The organism is Kibdelosporangium phytohabitans (genome assembly GCF_001302585.1).
Classification (GTDB): domain Bacteria; phylum Actinomycetota; class Actinomycetes; order Mycobacteriales; family Pseudonocardiaceae; genus Kibdelosporangium; species Kibdelosporangium phytohabitans.
The window spans coordinates 2,655,768-2,670,016 of record NZ_CP012752.1; the positions used below are offsets into that span (position 1 = coordinate 2,655,768).

A 14,249-nucleotide genomic window follows, 5' to 3' on the forward strand; every position below is an offset into this window, starting at 1 on the left:
GAGTTCTCCTTTCTGTGGGGGACGGTGTGAGGGCCGCGCGGCCGGGCGGCTGGGGGCGTACACACGGCCGCGCGGGGCTTGTGCGGCAAGGGGATCAGGCACTCAGGCAGGCACGGGACCGGGCCTGGTCGAACGTGGTGATCAGTTCGGTGATCACTCCTTCCTGGTCCGAGTGCAGGCGGGTCGCCGGTGTGTGCAGAACGAGGAGGCCGGTCGCGGCCAGCCGCGAACCTCGTTTCAGCGCGGTCGGGTAGCTGTCCGGGGCGGGGTCGAAATCGAAGGCGTGCACGTCCCACGCCAGTCGCACGTCATCCCAGGTCCCTGTGACCACGCCGAGGGGATTGCCCGAGGCGTCGTCGACAGGCACATTCCAGCGCGGCGGGGGTACCCCGGCGCGCAGGACGAGATCACGAGCCACGGAAGCGACGCCGGAACGGATACGCGTGCCCATGTCGCGCAGCACCTCCTGGCACAGCGCGGCACCACGCCGCATGCCCACGACCACCTCGGTGTTCAGCTCGTCCAGCCGGACACCTTTGTGGAACACGACTTCGGCGAACAACGTGCTCACCACGGCCCGGCTGGTGATCCGCCGCGCCGCGTCGACGGCGGCCCGGGCGAGCGGGGCCGTCAACAGTCCGTGCCGCAGCACCGGACGAGGCGGGCTTGGGGTCCGTTCCACCAGCACGCTGGCGCTGCTGCGGATGAAACGCCTGCTGGGCACCAGAACGTGCACGCGTCCGTGGGGAAGCATCGGCCGCACACCGTGCAGTGCGAGGGCGTCACTGCCGGTCACGACAGCGTCTTCGCCCGCGTACCGAAGCGCTGCCTGGATCAGCTGCCATCGGGTGGGAGCGGTGCGGTCGAGCAGCAGCACGCCGGGTAAGACGCGTTGCCACGGCCCGCCCGGCAGGCATCTTCGTTTCACCGTGGCGCCCGTGAGACCTAGGTCGACCAGGTCCGCGGTGAGGGCTACGCGATGGGGGAAGAGCGAGGACAGTGCGTCCAGGTCGATCAGGTCTCTGTTCGGCATGGTTCCACTCTGGCCAGTCGGGCGGGGTGCGGGGAAGTCGCCGGGCCCCGCGCCTGTGGACAACTGCCGACTGTGGACAACTCCGGCTTTATGATCTTGGTCCGGGTGAGGTTTCCGGCTGTTTGTGGTAATGGGCCCACGACAAATGTCATGGCAGGATTCGTGACGTGCGGCCTGCGGGCCGGGGCCGCGGACAGCGCATCGTTGACACCGTGAAAGAACACGGAGCCGCGGTCAGCATCACGGGACTGACCAAGAACTACGGCGACCTGCGCGCCGTCGACGCGATCGACGTCCTGATCGCCCCGGGCGAGGTGGTGGCCCTGCTCGGCCCCAACGGCGCGGGCAAGTCGACCACAGTGGACATGATCCTCGGGCTGGCCGAGCCCGACGCCGGTCAGGTGCTGGTCTTCGGCAACACCCCGCGCGAGGCGGTCGCCGAAGGCGCGATCGGCGCGATGCTGCAGAACGGGACACTGCTCGACGACGCGACTGTCGAGGAGACCGTCGCGATGATCGCGTCGCTGCACCGCGAGCCGATGCCGGTCGCCGAGGCGATGCGCCGCGCGGGCGTGCAGGAGCTCGCGAATCGCCGCTGCACCAAGCTTTCCGGTGGGCAGCGGCAGCGCGTCCGGTTCGCCGTCGCGCTGGTCGCCAACCCCGACCTGCTCGTCCTCGACGAGCCGACGGCCGCGATGGACGTCGGCACCCGCCGCGAGTTCTGGGCGTCGATGCGGGAATTCACCGACCAGGGACGCACAGTCCTGTTCGCCACGCACTACCTCGACGAGGCGGAGGAGTTCGCCGACCGCGTGATCCTCATGCGCGCGGGGAAGATCGTCGCGGACGGCAGCGTGGCCAGCGTCCGTGAGATGGCGTCCGGCCGCACGATCGCCGCGGTCCTGCCCGACGTCCCGGTGGAACTGCTCGAGTGCATGCCCGGAGTCGCCGCTGCCGAGCGGCGCGCCGACCGGATCCAGTTGACCTGCAAGGACTCCGACGCCGCGTTGCGGGCGTTGCTGCACTACCCGGACGTGCGCGACATCGAGGTCAGCGCCGCCGGGCTCGAAGAGGCCTTCCTCGCCCTGACAGCACAGGAGAACGCCCGATGAGCACCGGATACCTGGTACTGGAGATCAAACGGGCGCTGCGCGCCGGCAAGTTCCTCGTCTTCACCGTCGCGTTGCCGATCCTGATGTTCGTGTTCCTGTCCAACCTCGGCGAGGGCGACGTGAACGCGAAGGCCGGTCTGATGGTCGGCATGATCACGTGGGGCGTGTTCTCCGCCGCGTTGTTCGCGGGCGCGCGGGTTGCCATCGAACGGGACGCCGGCTGGCAGCGGCAGTTGCGCCTGACTCCGCTGAGCGGAGGCGGGTATCTCGTCGGCAAGTGCGTCGTCGGCATGGTGGTGGCGCTGCCCGCGGTCGTGCTCGTCCCGCTGGTCGGCGGGTTCGCGGAGGGGATCACTCTCGGCGCGGCGCAGTGGGCCCAGGTCACCGCGGGGGTCTGGCTGGGGGCGATTCCGTTCGCGTTGCTGGGTTTGCTGCTCGGCCAGTACGGCACCGCCGACAGCATGCAGTCGATCACCGGTGTGCTGATGATGGTCCTGGCGATGTTCGGTGGCCTCTGGGTGCCTTTGTCGGCATTGCCCGGCTTGTTCAGCGCGATCGCCAAGGTGCTGCCGACTTACTGGATGAGCCAGATCGGTGCGACGGCGCTCGGGTCGTCGGAGAATGTGCTCACCTGCGTGCTCGTCCTGGCGGCGTGGGCGGTTGTGCTCGGTGCGCTCGTTGTCCGTCGTTATCGTGTGGACAGTGCGCGCCGTTGACGCCGTACCGTGAAGCCGTGAACAACCTGTGGGCTTGGCCGGAACCCGAACGGCGGCGCCAACGCCGCCGGATCGGTCATGTGCTGTTCCCAGCCGCGTTCCTGCTCTTCCTGGTCCGCGCGGTGATCGACGGGTACAGCGGGCCGTATCCCGGCTGGGTCGGGCTCACCGTGGTTGTCGTCGTGGTGCTGTACTCGGTCACATACATGGCAGCGCTCCTGTACGGCTTGTGTTCCTCGGCGCTGGTCCGTGTGCTGTACGTGGCCTTGGCGACGCTGTTCCCGGTGGCACTGGGGGTGCTGCTGAATGCCGGTGACCTGACGTACCTGACGTTCGCGATCGTCGTGGCGCTCATCCTGTTGCCTCCCGGATTCGGTTTGGCCTACGGCCTTGGCGGCACCACCGCCATGCTCGTCGCGACCGCCGCCGAGACCGGCCGGCCCGACTTCGACGCCGGTGTGATCATGCTGGTGCTGACCATCTCGATCTTCACGGCCCGCGGGTTCTTCCGGAAATCGGACGAACTGGAGCTGGCCCGCGACGAGATCAGGACGCTCGCGGTGGCCGAGGAACGCGCCAGGGTCGCCCGTGACCTGCACGACGTCCTCGGCCACAGCCTCACGACGATCACGCTGAAGGCAGGCCTCGCCCGGCGGATCATGGAACGTTCGCCGGACGTCGAGCGCGCGCTCGCCGAGGTGCACGACGTGGAGCGGCTGTCACGGCAGGCGCTGACCGAGATCAGGGCGACGGTCTCCGGCTACCGCAAGATGTCGCTGCCCGCGGAGATCGCCAACGCCAAGGCGGCGCTGCTGGCTGCGGGCATCGACGCCGACCTGCCGCAGGCAGTCGACGACGTGCCCGGCGAACTGCGGGAGCCGTTCGGGTACGTGTTGCGGGAAGCGGTGACCAACGTGATCAGGCACAGTGGCGCCAGCCGGTGTGAGATCAGGCTGGGCGAGTCGTGGATCGAGGTCGTGGACAACGGTCGCGGTGTGTCCACCGGAGGCGACCAGGACGGCAACGGGCTGGCTGGTCTGCGTGAACGGCTGGCGAAGGTCGACGGCAGGCTGAAGGCAGCCGAACGAGGAGAAAAGGGCGGGTTCGTGGTGCGCGCGGACGTGACGACGTGATCAGGGTGCTGCTGGCCGACGACCAGACCCTCGTCCGGGGTGCGCTGGCGGCGATGCTCGGTCTGGAGGCCGACATCGAGGTGGTCGCCGAGGTGGGGACGGGTGACGACGTGCTGCCGGCGGCCCGGCGGACCAAACCGGACGTCGCGTTGCTGGACGTGCAGATGCCGGGCAAGGACGGCATCGTCGCGGCCGCCGAGCTGCGGGCCGAGATGCCCAGTTGCCAGGTCGTCATGTGCACGACGTTCGGGCGGCCCGGCTACCTGAGCCGGGCGCTGGCCGCCGGGGCGGCCGGGTTCGTGGTGAAGGACGCGCCGCCCGAGCAACTCGTGGACGCGGTCCGCCGGGTGAACGCCGGGCTGCGGGTGGTCGACCCGTCGCTGGCGGCGGAATCGCTTGCCACGGGGCAGAGTCCGCTCACCATGCGGGAGCGCGAGGTGCTCGCGGAGTCCAGTGACGGCGGCACCATCTCGGACATCGCGAAGTCGCTGCACCTGTCGGAGGGCACCGTGCGCAACCACTTGTCCGCCGCGATCGGCAAGACCGGCGCGCGGACGAGGGCGGAAGCGGCGCGGCTGGCGGAGGAGCGCGGCTGGCTCTGAGGCCGGAAATCCCGTGCGGGCCAGCGGGGACGAGGAACTGTCGGACCCGTCTGCGATGATGCCGGAGTGAACGTCGAATCCCATGGGACGGGGACCAGGAGGTGGATCGCCCGGGGCCTGCTCGGCCTCGTGCTGATGCTCGCCCTGGTCGTCGGCGGCACGGGGTACCGGGTGTGGCAGCAGGCCCGGCAGGACGACCGGACCAAGGCGGACGCTGTCGTCGTCCTGGGCGCGGCGCAGTACGACGGCGTTCCGTCGCCGATTCTCGAAGCGCGGCTGAAACACGCGAAGAACCTGTATGACCTTGGCGTGGCGGGCTACATCATCACCGGTGGTGGGCGCAGGGCGGGCGATCTGTACACGGAGGCCGAGGCTGGTCGGCGGTGGTTGACGTCGAAAGGCGTGCCGCGGGCCAAAGTGATCGTTGTCGGCGAGGGCAGCGACACCTTGGGAACGATCAACGCGGTGGCGAAGACCGCATTGGACCGTGGCTGGCGTTCCGCGGTGATCGTCAGCGACCCGTGGCATTCCTTACGGGCCCGCACGATGGCACATGACGCGGGGTTGTCGGCGTGGACGTCGCCGACGCACACCGGCCCGGTCGTGCAGACCAGGCAGACCCAGGCGAAGTACATCCTCAGGGAAACCGGGGCCCTGTTGTACTACCGCGTGTTCAACGCACCGGCCGACGACATCGGCGTTGATCTTCAGTGACCAGCGCGGGGCGCTACTCCGAGCACGACGCGGCCCGGATGTTCGAGGAGCCACGGAAAGGCGGCGTGCTGCCAGGTTCGGCGCCGCCGAGGCGAAGCCCGTTCTCCCGCGACCGGGCCAGGGTGCTGCACTCGGCCGCGTTGCGCAGGCTGGCGGGCAAGACCCAGGTCGTCGGGCCGGGTGAGGGCACCGAGGTCTACGGCGTGCCGCGGACCAGGCTGACGCACTCGCTCGAAGTCGCCCAGATCGGCAGGGAGATCGCGGAGGAGCTGGGCTGCGATCCCGACATCGTCGACACGGCCGGGCTGGCGCACGACATCGGTCACCCGCCGTTCGGGCACAACGGCGAGACCGCGCTGGACGCGGCGGCAGCGGACTGCGGCGGTTTCGAGGGCAACGCGCAGACGTTGCGGATCTTGACCCGGCTGGAGCACAAGGCCGGGGACGCCGGGCTGAACCTGACCAGGGCGGTGCTGGACGCGTCGGTGAAGTATCCGTGGCCGCGCACGCCGGGCACGCGCAAGTTCGGCGTGTACGAGGACGACCGCGTCGTGTTCGACTGGATCCGGCAGGGGGCGCCGGATCGGCGGTGCAGCCTGGAGTCCCAGGTGATGGACTGGTCGGACGACGTGGCGTACTCGGTGCACGACGTGGAGGACGGCGTACGCGCGGGCCGCATCTTGCTGGGGGTGCTGGCCGACGCGGACGAACGGGCGGCGGTCGCGGAGCTCGCGGCTAAGCACTTCTCCGCCGAGCCGTTCCCGGAGCTGGAGGCGGCGGCAGCGCATCTGCTGGACCTGCCCGCGGTGGCCGCGGCGGCCGGGTACGACGGGTCGATCGGCGCGCAGGTGGCGTTGAAGCGGCTGACCAGCGAGCTGGTCGGGCGGTTCGCCTCGGCCGCGGTGGGGGAGACCCGGCGGGTCCACGGCGACGGGGACCTGTCGCGGTACGACGCGGACCTGGTGGTGCCCAGGCAGGCCGCTGTCGAGGTGGCCCTGCTGAAGTCGCTGGCGTTGCGGTACGTGATGAGCGACCCGGCGCGGCTGGCGATGCAGGACCAGCAGCGCCGGCTGCTGACCGAGTTGCTCGAGGCGCTGGGCAAGCGAGCGCCGGAGGCGCTGGAACCGGCGTTCCAGCCCGCGTGGCGAGACGCGGGTGATGACGCGCAGCGCACGCGTGTGCTGATCGACCAGGTGGCGTCCCTGACCGACGCGCAGGCCGTGGCCTGGCACGCGGTGCTCGTTCGCTCGAGGTGAACTGCCCCGGACTGTGTCCGGTGGCACACTCGAGGTATGGCCAACCCCATCACACGCGCGATCAAGTCAGCACTCCGGCGGCTACTGCGTCGCCGGGTGGCCGCGGGAGCCGGACGAGGGCGTCCCGGTGAGACCGGCGGCTCGGCCGGGGTCCGCGAACCGCGGCACCCGAAGCCGACCGGCCCGCGGTCGGACGCGGGCGGGAAACCACGACCCCAGGAGGGACACACGATCACATTGGAGGACCCGCGCCGGTGACTGTGCAGGCACATCTGGATTTCACCGTCGCTGTTCAGGACGTTCTCGCCGAAGCGGGCAGCCCCGCCGACAACGTCGTCTGGTCGCCGTTCTCGGTCGCCAGCGCGCTCGCGCTGGTCGCCAGGGGAGCGGCGGGCTCGACCAGGGACGAGCTCGTCTCGTTGCTGCTCGGGGACAAGTCCGCCGAAGTCGAGGACCTGATCCGTCTGCTGGGCAAGGCCGAACGGCTCGACGAGCCGCAGCGCGACCAGCAGCAGCCGGTGATCGAGGTGGCCAACACCCTGTGGGCGGACGAACGCGTCCGGATCCGGGAGGCCTTCGCCGACGCGCTGCGGGCGATGCCGAGCGGATCCGTGCGCCCGGCGCCGTTCGAGAGCGACCCGGAAGGCGCCCGCGAGCTGATCAACGCCGACGTGGCGAAGACGACGCGGAAGCTGATTCCCGAGTTGTTGCCGCCCGGCGTGATCAAGCACGACACCGTTGCGGCGTTGGTCAACGCGCTGTACCTGAAGGTCGGCTGGCGGCACAAGTTCGAGGAGTCCGCGACCGAGTCGCTGCCGTTCAACGCGCCCGGCGGCGAGGTTTCGGTGCCGACCATGTGGCTCAACGAGAACGTGGGCTACGCGAGGCATTCCGGCTGGCAGGTCGTCACGCTGCCCGCCGTCGGCGGCGTGGAGGCGGTCGTGCTCCTGCCGGACGGCGAGCTGTCCGCAGTGGACTCTCAGGCGCTGCGGACGCTGCTCGGCCGGGCCAAGCGCCAGAAGGTGAGCCTGCGGTTGCCGAAGCTGCGGCTGAAGCTGCAGGCCGAACTGACGCCGACGCTGAACCGGCTCGGGGTCCGCACGGTCTTCACCGACGACGCGGACCTCAGCGCGGTCAGCGAGGACCCGCTGGCTGTCCAGGCGGTCATCCACGAAGCCGTGCTCAAGATCGACGAGCAGGGACTCGAAGGCGCCGCGGCCACCGCCGTGATGATGCGGGCGCTGTCGCTCGACGTCACCGAGCCGATCGAGGTGACGGTGGACCGGCCGTTCCTGTTGCTTGTGCGGCACAAGGACAGCGGTGTCGTGTACTTCTCGGCGAAGGTCAACGACCCGTCCTGACAGGAGCTGTCCGGACCGGCTTGGAACATTTCCCCGCACCGGCTGTCACACCCTCGGCGGCTCTCTCGTCTGGTAGTCGAACGCGACGAGAGGAGCAGGACGATGTCCCGGATCACGGGTGTGGCACCGGAAAAAGCGGGGTTCTTCGGCCGGGTGATCTACCGGTTGGCGGCCAAGCGGTACGGCGTGCTGATGGAGCCGCTCGCGGTGGCCAGGCACCACAGCGGCGTGTTCTACACCTACGCTGTGCACGAGCTGATGGCCGAGAAGGCCAGCAAGGTGCTGCCGAAGTCGGTGCGCGAACTCGCTGTCTACCGGGCCGCCGTGCGGCTCGGCTGTGAGTGGTGCATCGATTTCGGCACCATGCTGCAACGCCTGGACGGTCTTGACGTCGAGCGGCTCAAGGAGATCGACGACTACGCGACGTCGCCCCAGTTCAGCACTGAGGAGCGGCTCGCGATCGCGTACGCCGACGGGATGACCGCCACCCCGGTGCAGGTGACCGACGAGCAAGTCGCCGAACTGGTGCGGGTGTTCGGCGAGAAGGGCGTGATCGAGCTCACCTACCAGATCTCGCTGGAGAACATGCGGGCCCGGATGAACAGCGCGCTGGGCATCACCGAACAGGGCTTCTCGTCCGGCGACGCCTGCCGGGTCCCGCTCACCCAGTAGCGGCCCGGCAGTACCAATAGGGCGTCACAGCGTGACGCGGGTGAGTTTCTCCGGGTTCGCCACGTCGTAGAACCCGGTCACCTTCCCGTCGCGGATGGCGAACACCGAGACCCTGCGGGTCAGGTCGAGGTGGTCGCCGTCGCCCGGCCGGTCGGGCAGCAGCACGCCCAGATCGCCGTTGACCAGCACGGCCTGGCCGACTTCGTGCAGCGGCAGGCCGTAGCGGACCATCAGGCCGAGCAGGAAACGGGCGACCTTGTCCGCGCCGTGGATGACCTGGCGCGCGGTGCGGGCCTTGCCGTCCGCGTCGCCGATCAGGGCCACGTCCGGGTGCAGCAGTCGCACGACTGCCCGCAGGTCGCCGCTGGCCAGCGCCGCCATGAAGTGCTCGAGCACGGTTCGCTGCTCGTCCAGCGACGCCCGGGGCGGGGGATTGGCGTCGGCCACCGCCTTGCGGCCCCTGCTGGCGTACTGGCGGGCTGTCGCCGCCGAGACGCCCAGGGTTTCGGCGATCTCGTCGAACGGCACGCCGAAGGCGTCGTGCAGCACGAACGCCACACGCTGCTCCGGCGTCAGCTTGTCGAGCACGATGAGGGCAGCCATCCGGACGCCGTCGTCGCGCACGATCGTGTCCAGCGGGTCCTCGCCCGGCGCGCCGCCGAGGGGTGTGACCACGGGTTCCGGCAGCCACGACCCGGTGTAGCGCTCGCGCCGCACGGCGGCGGAGCGCAGCCGGTCGAGGCAGATCCGGCCGACCACCGTGGTCAGCCAGCCCTTGAGGTCCCTGATCTCTGAACGGTCTACAGTGGACAGTCGGAGCCATGCCTCCTGCACCGCGTCCTCGGCGTCCGCGAGCGTGCTCGTGAGCCGGTAGGCGACCCCGAGCAGGTGCGTCCGGTACTCGGAGAACTCCCCGGCGAGTGCGTCCAGGCTGACCGTCACAATCGCATCGTAGGCGTCCGGCATAACATGGACAGCGTGGCAGGACGGATCCGGGAGAGCGACATCGCGCTGGTGCGTGAGCGCAACAGGATCGACGATGTGATCGGCGAGTATGTCGCGCTGCGCCAAGTCGGTGGGGGAGCGGCCAAGGGCCTGTGCCCGTTCCACGACGAGAAGACACCGTCGTTCAACGTACGGCCGACGCACGGCACGTTCCACTGCTTCGGCTGTGGTGAGGGCGGCGATGTCATCGCCTTCCTGAGCAAGATCGACCACCTGAGCTTCGTCGAGGCGGTCGAACGGCTCGCCGAACGCGTCGGGATCAAGCTGACCTACGAGGGCGGTGGCGCGAGCGTCCAGCGTGACCGCGGCACGCGCACCAGGCTGGTCGACGCGCACCGGACGGCCGCCGAGTTCTACGCCGAGCAGCTGCGCAGCCCGGAGGCCAAGCCGGCGCGGGAGTTCCTCGCCGAGCGCGGGTTCGACCAGGCCGCCGCGGCGATGTTCGGCTGCGGCTTCGCGCCGTCCGGCTGGGACACGCTGACGAAGTACCTGCTCAGCCGCGGTTTCGAGTTCGCGGAGCTGGAGAAGGCCGGCCTGTCCAAGCAGGGCAGGCGCGGCCCGATCGACCGGTTCCACCGCAGGCTGCTGTGGCCGATCAAGGACCTCGGCGGTGAGGTGGTCGGGTTCGGCGCGCGCCGGATCTTCGACGACGACCAGATCCAGGCGAAGTACCTCAACACGAGCGACTCGCCGATCTACCACAAGTCGCAGGTGCTGTTCGGCCTGGACATGGCCAAGCGGGAGATCGCCAAGCGGCACCAGGTCGTGGTGGTCGAGGGCTACACGGACGTGATGGCGATGCACCTGTCGGGTGTCCCGACCGCGGTCGCGTCCTGCGGCACGGCCTTCGGCACCGAGCACATCTCCGTGTTGCGCCGTCTGCTGATGGACGACAAGTTCTTCCGCGGTGAGGTCATCTACACCTTCGACGGCGACGAAGCGGGCCAGAAGGCCGCCATGAAGGCGTTCGACGAGGACCAGCGGTTCGCCGCGCAGACGTTCATCGCGGTCGCCCCGGACGGTATGGACCCGTGTGAGCTGCGGCAGGTCAAGGGCGACACGGCGGTACGAGACCTGGTCGCCAGGCGGCAGCGGCTGATCGAGTTCTGGATCCGGGCCGAGCTGGCTGGGTACGACCTGGACGCGGCGGAGGGACGGGTCCAGGCGCTGCGCCGGACCGTGCCGCTGGTCGCCCAGATCAAGGACTTCTCCCTGCGGGACGAGTACGCCAGGCAGCTGGCGGGCTGGATCGGCTGGGACGACATCCAGACGGTCGTGCGCAGGGTCAGGGAGACCGCGAACGGCAAGCCCGCTCCCGCGGCGCGCAAGGCCGCCCCGGTCGACAAGAACCAGGGTGCGCTGGAGATCGAGGTGCAGGGCCCGCAACGCCCCAAGCCCAACGATCCCGAGCTGCACCTGCAGCGCGAGTTGCTGAAGGCGGCGCTGCAGGTCCCGCATCTGGCCGGCCCGCATTTCGACAGCCTGCCGGGCGAGGCGTTCACCGAGCCCGCGTACGTGGAGCTGCACAAGGCGCTGCACGCGGCGGGTGGCGCGTCCTGCGGCCTCGCTGGGCCGGAACTGTTCGACGCGGTCGGCAAGAACTGTCAGCACCAGGTCGTGCAGTCGCTGGTGAACGAGCTGTCGGTGGAGGCGATGCGCTCGCACGGCGATCCGGACCTCCGCTACGTGGACAGTTTGATCGCGGCGTTGAACAAGAGCCTGGTGGCCAGGCAGATCGCGGACATCAAGTCCCGGCTGCAGCGGCTGAACCCGCTGGAGGACGCCGACGAGTACCGGCAGTTGTTCGGTGACCTCGTGGCGATGGAGCAGTACAACATCGCGTTGGGCGAGCAGGCGGCCGGGAGGTACGCGTCGTGAGCCTGCGCAAGCTGGTCGGCAGGCTCACCGGGCGCCAGGTCCCCGACGACTTCGAGGGCACTCTCGACGACGGCGAGTACGTGCTCACCTCAGCCGAGGTGAAATCAGGCGGGCACATGGTGGCCACGTCGCTGGGGTTGTGGCTGCCCGGGTCACGCCGGGTCGGCTGGCACATGATCAGCAAGGCGACCTGGGGCGGCGGTGCGCTGGTGCTGATCGAGGCGACCGAGGCGTCGCAGGCCGGCGCCGCGGTCGTGCTGGAGGACATGCCGCCGGTGCGGTTCGTGTTCGCGCAGAGCGGCAAACTCCCGGACACCATCCACGATCGCGTGACGAAGTCGATCGCGTCCCGGCACCGGCACGAGCTGCCGGGCGGCGGGGCGTGGTTCGTCCAGCGCAAGGTGCCTGGCCGGGATGGCATCGTGCTCCAGGTCAGGCCGGACAAGGGCACCGATGCGGACGCCGTGGAGCGCGTGGCCGAGGAGGTCGCCGCGAAGTTGAGCTTGATGAGGACCGACCTCCAGCAATAAAGTACGTACGTACGGTTTGCTGGAGGTGGCTCATGTGGGATCCGGACAAGTACCTGACCTTCGCCGATCACCGGGCGCGGCCGTTCTACGAGCTGATCGCCCGCATCCAGGCAGAATCACCCCGTCGGGTGGTCGACCTCGGCTGCGGACCGGGCAACTTGACCACCGCTCTCGCTCGCCGCTGGCCGGACGCGGCCATCGAAGCCATCGACTCCTCCCCGGAAATGGTCGACGCGGCGAAAAAGCGCGGAATAACCGCCCATGTGGGTGACGTCGGCACCTGGAAACCCCAACAGGACACGGACGTCGTCGTCACCAACGCGGTCCTGCAATGGGTGCCGGAACATCCGAAGCTGTTGCGCCGATGGACCAAAGAACTGCCGTCAGGCGCATGGATAGCCATGCAGGTCCCCGGCAACTTCGACGGGCCGTCGCACAACCTCATCCGCGAACTCGTCACCCGTTCGTGGAGCACGCGCCTCGCGGACGTCGACATCCGCCCAGTCGACGCGGTACTCACACCAACGGGCTACGCGGACCTCTTCGACGGCTGCGATACCGACACCTGGGAAACCACCTACACCCAGATCCTGACCGGCGCAGACCCAGTGCTGGAGTGGGTCACCGGAACAGCGCTCCGGCCGATCAAAGCAGCGTTGACCGGCGACGAATGGACGCAGTTCCGTGCGGACCTCGCTCCAGCACTCCGTGAGGCCTACCCGCGCAGGGCAGACGGCCGCACCTGGTTCCCTTTCCGCAGAGTGTTCGCGGTGGTGCGGGTCAGCTGACCGGCTGCCGGTTGTTGCGGCCGAGCTTCTCGCCGATCTTCGCCCGCGCCACCCCCGCCGCACTCTGTACAGCGGGGTGCTCGAGCAGGGTGTGGTACGCCCGCATGATCTGGTCGTACCGCTCCCGCCCGGCCTTCGCGCCGAGCACGTAGCCAACAGCGAGTCCAGCCAGGAACACCTTCATCGGCACTGCCTCCCGTGTGTTGACTGCGTGACACCATCTTCCCTCAACAACGACCCCCCTGCCGCCCTGCCTCGCGACATGCGCTAGAGTTACCCCCTGTCAGGCCAGGACAATCCCCGGCAAGACAAAGAACAGTCCTCCATAGCTCAATTGGCAGAGCATTCGACTGTTAATCGAAGGGTTGCTGGTTCGAGTCCAGCTGGAGGAGCAAAACCCCAGGTCAGTGCACCTGGGGTTCTTTGTATCCCAGGGGCGGTAGCTCAGTTGGTCAGAGCAGGGGACTCATAATCCCTTGGCCGTGGGTTCGAGCCCCACCCGCCCCACGTGCTCGGGGTGTCCTTGCTTGTTGCTTCGCAACTTCGCCGGGTCGCACTCCATGACTTTTGGGGGCCGAGCCCCCACGGTGCGAGCTCCTGCTGACCCAGCGCTGGGCGCTTTGGCCTTTACCAGCATGGCTTGGGTTTGACTCGGCTGGCTTGGGTTGGGTCAGGGGAAGGTGAGTTCGGCTTCTTCGTTGGTGCGCAACAGGAAGTAGCCGAGGAAGGTCACGCCGTCCTGCTGGGCGTCGAAGCGGGCTATCCGGGTTGCCTCGGGTTCGTAGAACGTGTCTCCCCGGTTCAGGGTGGCCTCCGGTTCGCCTTCGATCTGGTAGATCACCGATCCGGCTTCGATCGCGCCGAAGACTGGTCCGTTGTGGACGTGCAGGCCCGCCGCGTGGGTTGGGGCGATGGTGATGCGCCGGATTTCGACGCGGTGTGTGGCGTGTGGTGTGGGCAGGAGCTGGTCGAGCACTGTTGTGCGGGTGACGGGTGGGGCCGTGTTGCCCGGGTAGTCGGTGACTGGGTTCCCGGGTTCGGTTGTCCGGCCGTCGCCAGGGGTTTCCTCGATTGCCAGGTGGGTCATCGCAGTGGCCGGGGTCGCGCCGTGCCAGTGCCATTCGTCCGGGGCGATCTTGACTGTGTCGCCTTCGGTGATGGTTTCGACGGGGCCGCCTTCGCGTTGGACCAGGCCGGTTCCCTCGGTCACGACCAGCACCTGGCCCAACGGGTGGCGGTGCCAGATCGTCCGGCTGCCTGGGGTGAAGTGGACGCTGTCGATCTGGGTGGGCGACTTGGTGATCGGCTCGATCCAGGCTTCGCCGGTGAACCACTCCGGTGGGGCGGTAGTCCGGGCAGCTGACGCGGTGCGGGAAATCTGCATCATCGCAGTGTACATACCAGTAGGTACAGTCTGGGCCGTGATGTCCGGATATGGCCGGACAGGTG

The 14,249-nt window shown here is 68.8% G+C and carries 16 protein-coding genes and 2 tRNA genes; 14 read left to right on the top strand and 4 right to left on the bottom strand.

Annotated elements, in window-relative coordinates; translation table 11 throughout:
* Positions 1-94: 94 nt before the first annotated feature.
* Positions 95-1,033 (bottom strand): hypothetical protein, encoded by a 939-nt coding sequence (locus AOZ06_RS12160; protein WP_054289533.1) that lies wholly within the window; start codon positions 1,031-1,033, stop codon positions 95-97.
* 212 nt (positions 1,034-1,245) lie between these two features.
* On the opposite strand from AOZ06_RS12160, the gene AOZ06_RS12165 reads away from it, so the two are divergent.
* The 9 genes from AOZ06_RS12165 to AOZ06_RS12200 all read left to right on the top strand — a co-directional run bounded on the left by AOZ06_RS12165 (position 1,246) and on the right by AOZ06_RS12200 (position 8,599).
* Positions 1,246-2,145: an ABC transporter ATP-binding protein gene (locus AOZ06_RS12165; RefSeq protein ID WP_236952188.1), complete on the top strand. Its 900-nt coding sequence runs from the start codon at positions 1,246-1,248 to the stop codon at positions 2,143-2,145.
* Positions 2,142-2,861, top strand: a complete 720-nt coding sequence (locus AOZ06_RS12170) for an ABC transporter permease (RefSeq protein ID WP_054289534.1) — start codon at positions 2,142-2,144, stop codon at positions 2,859-2,861. Before AOZ06_RS12165 ends, AOZ06_RS12170 begins: the two co-directional genes overlap by 4 nt.
* Positions 2,862-2,878: 17 nt before the next feature.
* Complete coding sequence (locus AOZ06_RS12175; protein WP_236952190.1) at positions 2,879-3,994, top strand: sensor histidine kinase; 1,116 nt, start codon at positions 2,879-2,881, stop codon at positions 3,992-3,994.
* Positions 3,991-4,596: a response regulator transcription factor gene (locus tag AOZ06_RS12180; RefSeq protein ID WP_054289536.1), complete on the top strand. Its 606-nt coding sequence runs from the start codon at positions 3,991-3,993 to the stop codon at positions 4,594-4,596. Before AOZ06_RS12175 ends, AOZ06_RS12180 begins: the two co-directional genes overlap by 4 nt.
* A gap of 135 nt (positions 4,597-4,731) precedes the next feature.
* Complete coding sequence (locus AOZ06_RS12185; RefSeq protein WP_054296600.1) at positions 4,732-5,310, top strand: YdcF family protein; 579 nt, start codon at positions 4,732-4,734, stop codon at positions 5,308-5,310.
* Complete coding sequence (locus AOZ06_RS12190) at positions 5,307-6,566, top strand: deoxyguanosinetriphosphate triphosphohydrolase (protein WP_257721468.1); 1,260 nt, start codon at positions 5,307-5,309, stop codon at positions 6,564-6,566. The genes AOZ06_RS12185 and AOZ06_RS12190 overlap by 4 nt, the downstream gene beginning before the upstream one ends.
* A gap of 36 nt (positions 6,567-6,602) precedes the next feature.
* Positions 6,603-6,824 (top strand): hypothetical protein, encoded by a 222-nt coding sequence (locus AOZ06_RS56155; protein WP_157232985.1) that lies wholly within the window; start codon positions 6,603-6,605, stop codon positions 6,822-6,824.
* Positions 6,821-7,927, top strand: coding sequence for a serpin family protein (locus AOZ06_RS12195; protein ID WP_054289537.1), 1,107 nt, complete (start codon positions 6,821-6,823; stop codon positions 7,925-7,927). Before AOZ06_RS56155 ends, AOZ06_RS12195 begins: the two co-directional genes overlap by 4 nt.
* A gap of 102 nt (positions 7,928-8,029) precedes the next feature.
* Positions 8,030-8,599 carry a carboxymuconolactone decarboxylase family protein gene (locus AOZ06_RS12200; RefSeq protein ID WP_054289538.1) on the top strand — a complete coding sequence of 190 codons (570 nt, stop codon included), beginning with the start codon at positions 8,030-8,032 and terminating at the stop codon, positions 8,597-8,599.
* Between the two features lie 24 nt (positions 8,600-8,623).
* On the opposite strand, the gene AOZ06_RS12205 is transcribed toward AOZ06_RS12200, so the two are convergent.
* Positions 8,624-9,565, bottom strand: coding sequence for a sigma-70 family RNA polymerase sigma factor (locus AOZ06_RS12205; protein WP_054289539.1), 942 nt, complete (start codon positions 9,563-9,565; stop codon positions 8,624-8,626).
* A 12-nt stretch (positions 9,566-9,577) separates the two neighbouring features.
* On the opposite strand from AOZ06_RS12205, the gene dnaG reads away from it, so the two are divergent.
* The 3 genes from dnaG to AOZ06_RS12220 are packed head-to-tail and all read left to right on the top strand — an operon-like array spanning position 9,578 to position 12,800.
* Entirely contained in the window at positions 9,578-11,482 is a 1,905-nt protein-coding gene (gene dnaG, locus AOZ06_RS12210; protein WP_054296602.1) for a DNA primase, read from the top strand.
* A gap of 2 nt (positions 11,483-11,484) precedes the next feature.
* Positions 11,485-12,012, top strand: coding sequence for a hypothetical protein (locus AOZ06_RS12215; RefSeq protein WP_157233775.1), 528 nt, complete (start codon positions 11,485-11,487; stop codon positions 12,010-12,012).
* Positions 12,013-12,044: 32 nt separating this feature from the next.
* Positions 12,045-12,800, top strand: coding sequence for a trans-aconitate 2-methyltransferase (locus tag AOZ06_RS12220; RefSeq protein WP_054289540.1), 756 nt, complete (start codon positions 12,045-12,047; stop codon positions 12,798-12,800).
* On the opposite strand, the gene AOZ06_RS12225 is transcribed toward AOZ06_RS12220, so the two are convergent.
* Entirely contained in the window at positions 12,793-12,984 is a 192-nt protein-coding gene (locus AOZ06_RS12225; RefSeq protein ID WP_054289541.1) for a hypothetical protein, read from the bottom strand. The two genes, AOZ06_RS12220 and AOZ06_RS12225, sit on opposite strands and share 8 nt — an antisense overlap.
* Positions 12,985-13,119: 135 nt before the next feature.
* Between AOZ06_RS12225 and AOZ06_RS12230 the strand changes: the two genes are divergently transcribed.
* Positions 13,120-13,192, top strand: a tRNA-Asn gene (locus tag AOZ06_RS12230).
* Between the two features lie 41 nt (positions 13,193-13,233).
* Positions 13,234-13,307: transfer RNA gene (locus AOZ06_RS12235), tRNA-Ile, on the top strand.
* Between the two features lie 163 nt (positions 13,308-13,470).
* On the opposite strand, the gene AOZ06_RS12240 is transcribed toward AOZ06_RS12235, so the two are convergent.
* On the bottom strand, positions 13,471-14,184 hold the full coding sequence (locus AOZ06_RS12240) for a (R)-mandelonitrile lyase (RefSeq protein WP_063810339.1): 714 nt from the start codon (positions 14,182-14,184) through the stop codon (positions 13,471-13,473).
* Positions 14,185-14,249: the final 65 nt, after the last annotated feature.

Excerpts from the sequence above, each read along its gene's own strand:
- AOZ06_RS12185 (WP_054296600.1), top strand. The coding sequence starts at position 4,732 with ATGCTCGCCCTGGTCGTCGGCGGCACGGGGTACCGGGTGTGGCAGCAG.
- AOZ06_RS12225 (WP_054289541.1), bottom strand. The coding sequence starts at position 12,984 with ATGAAGGTGTTCCTGGCTGGACTCGCTGTTGGCTACGTGCTCGGCGCG.
- AOZ06_RS56155 (WP_157232985.1), top strand. The coding sequence starts at position 6,603 with ATGGCCAACCCCATCACACGCGCGATCAAGTCAGCACTCCGGCGGCTA.
- AOZ06_RS12205 (WP_054289539.1), bottom strand. The coding sequence starts at position 9,565 with ATGCCGGACGCCTACGATGCGATTGTGACGGTCAGCCTGGACGCACTC.
- AOZ06_RS12200 (WP_054289538.1), top strand. The coding sequence starts at position 8,030 with ATGTCCCGGATCACGGGTGTGGCACCGGAAAAAGCGGGGTTCTTCGGC.
- AOZ06_RS12170 (WP_054289534.1), top strand. The coding sequence starts at position 2,142 with ATGAGCACCGGATACCTGGTACTGGAGATCAAACGGGCGCTGCGCGCC.
- AOZ06_RS12220 (WP_054289540.1), top strand. The coding sequence starts at position 12,045 with ATGTGGGATCCGGACAAGTACCTGACCTTCGCCGATCACCGGGCGCGG.
- AOZ06_RS12160 (WP_054289533.1), bottom strand. The coding sequence starts at position 1,033 with ATGCCGAACAGAGACCTGATCGACCTGGACGCACTGTCCTCGCTCTTC.
- AOZ06_RS12240 (WP_063810339.1), bottom strand. The coding sequence starts at position 14,184 with ATGCAGATTTCCCGCACCGCGTCAGCTGCCCGGACTACCGCCCCACCG.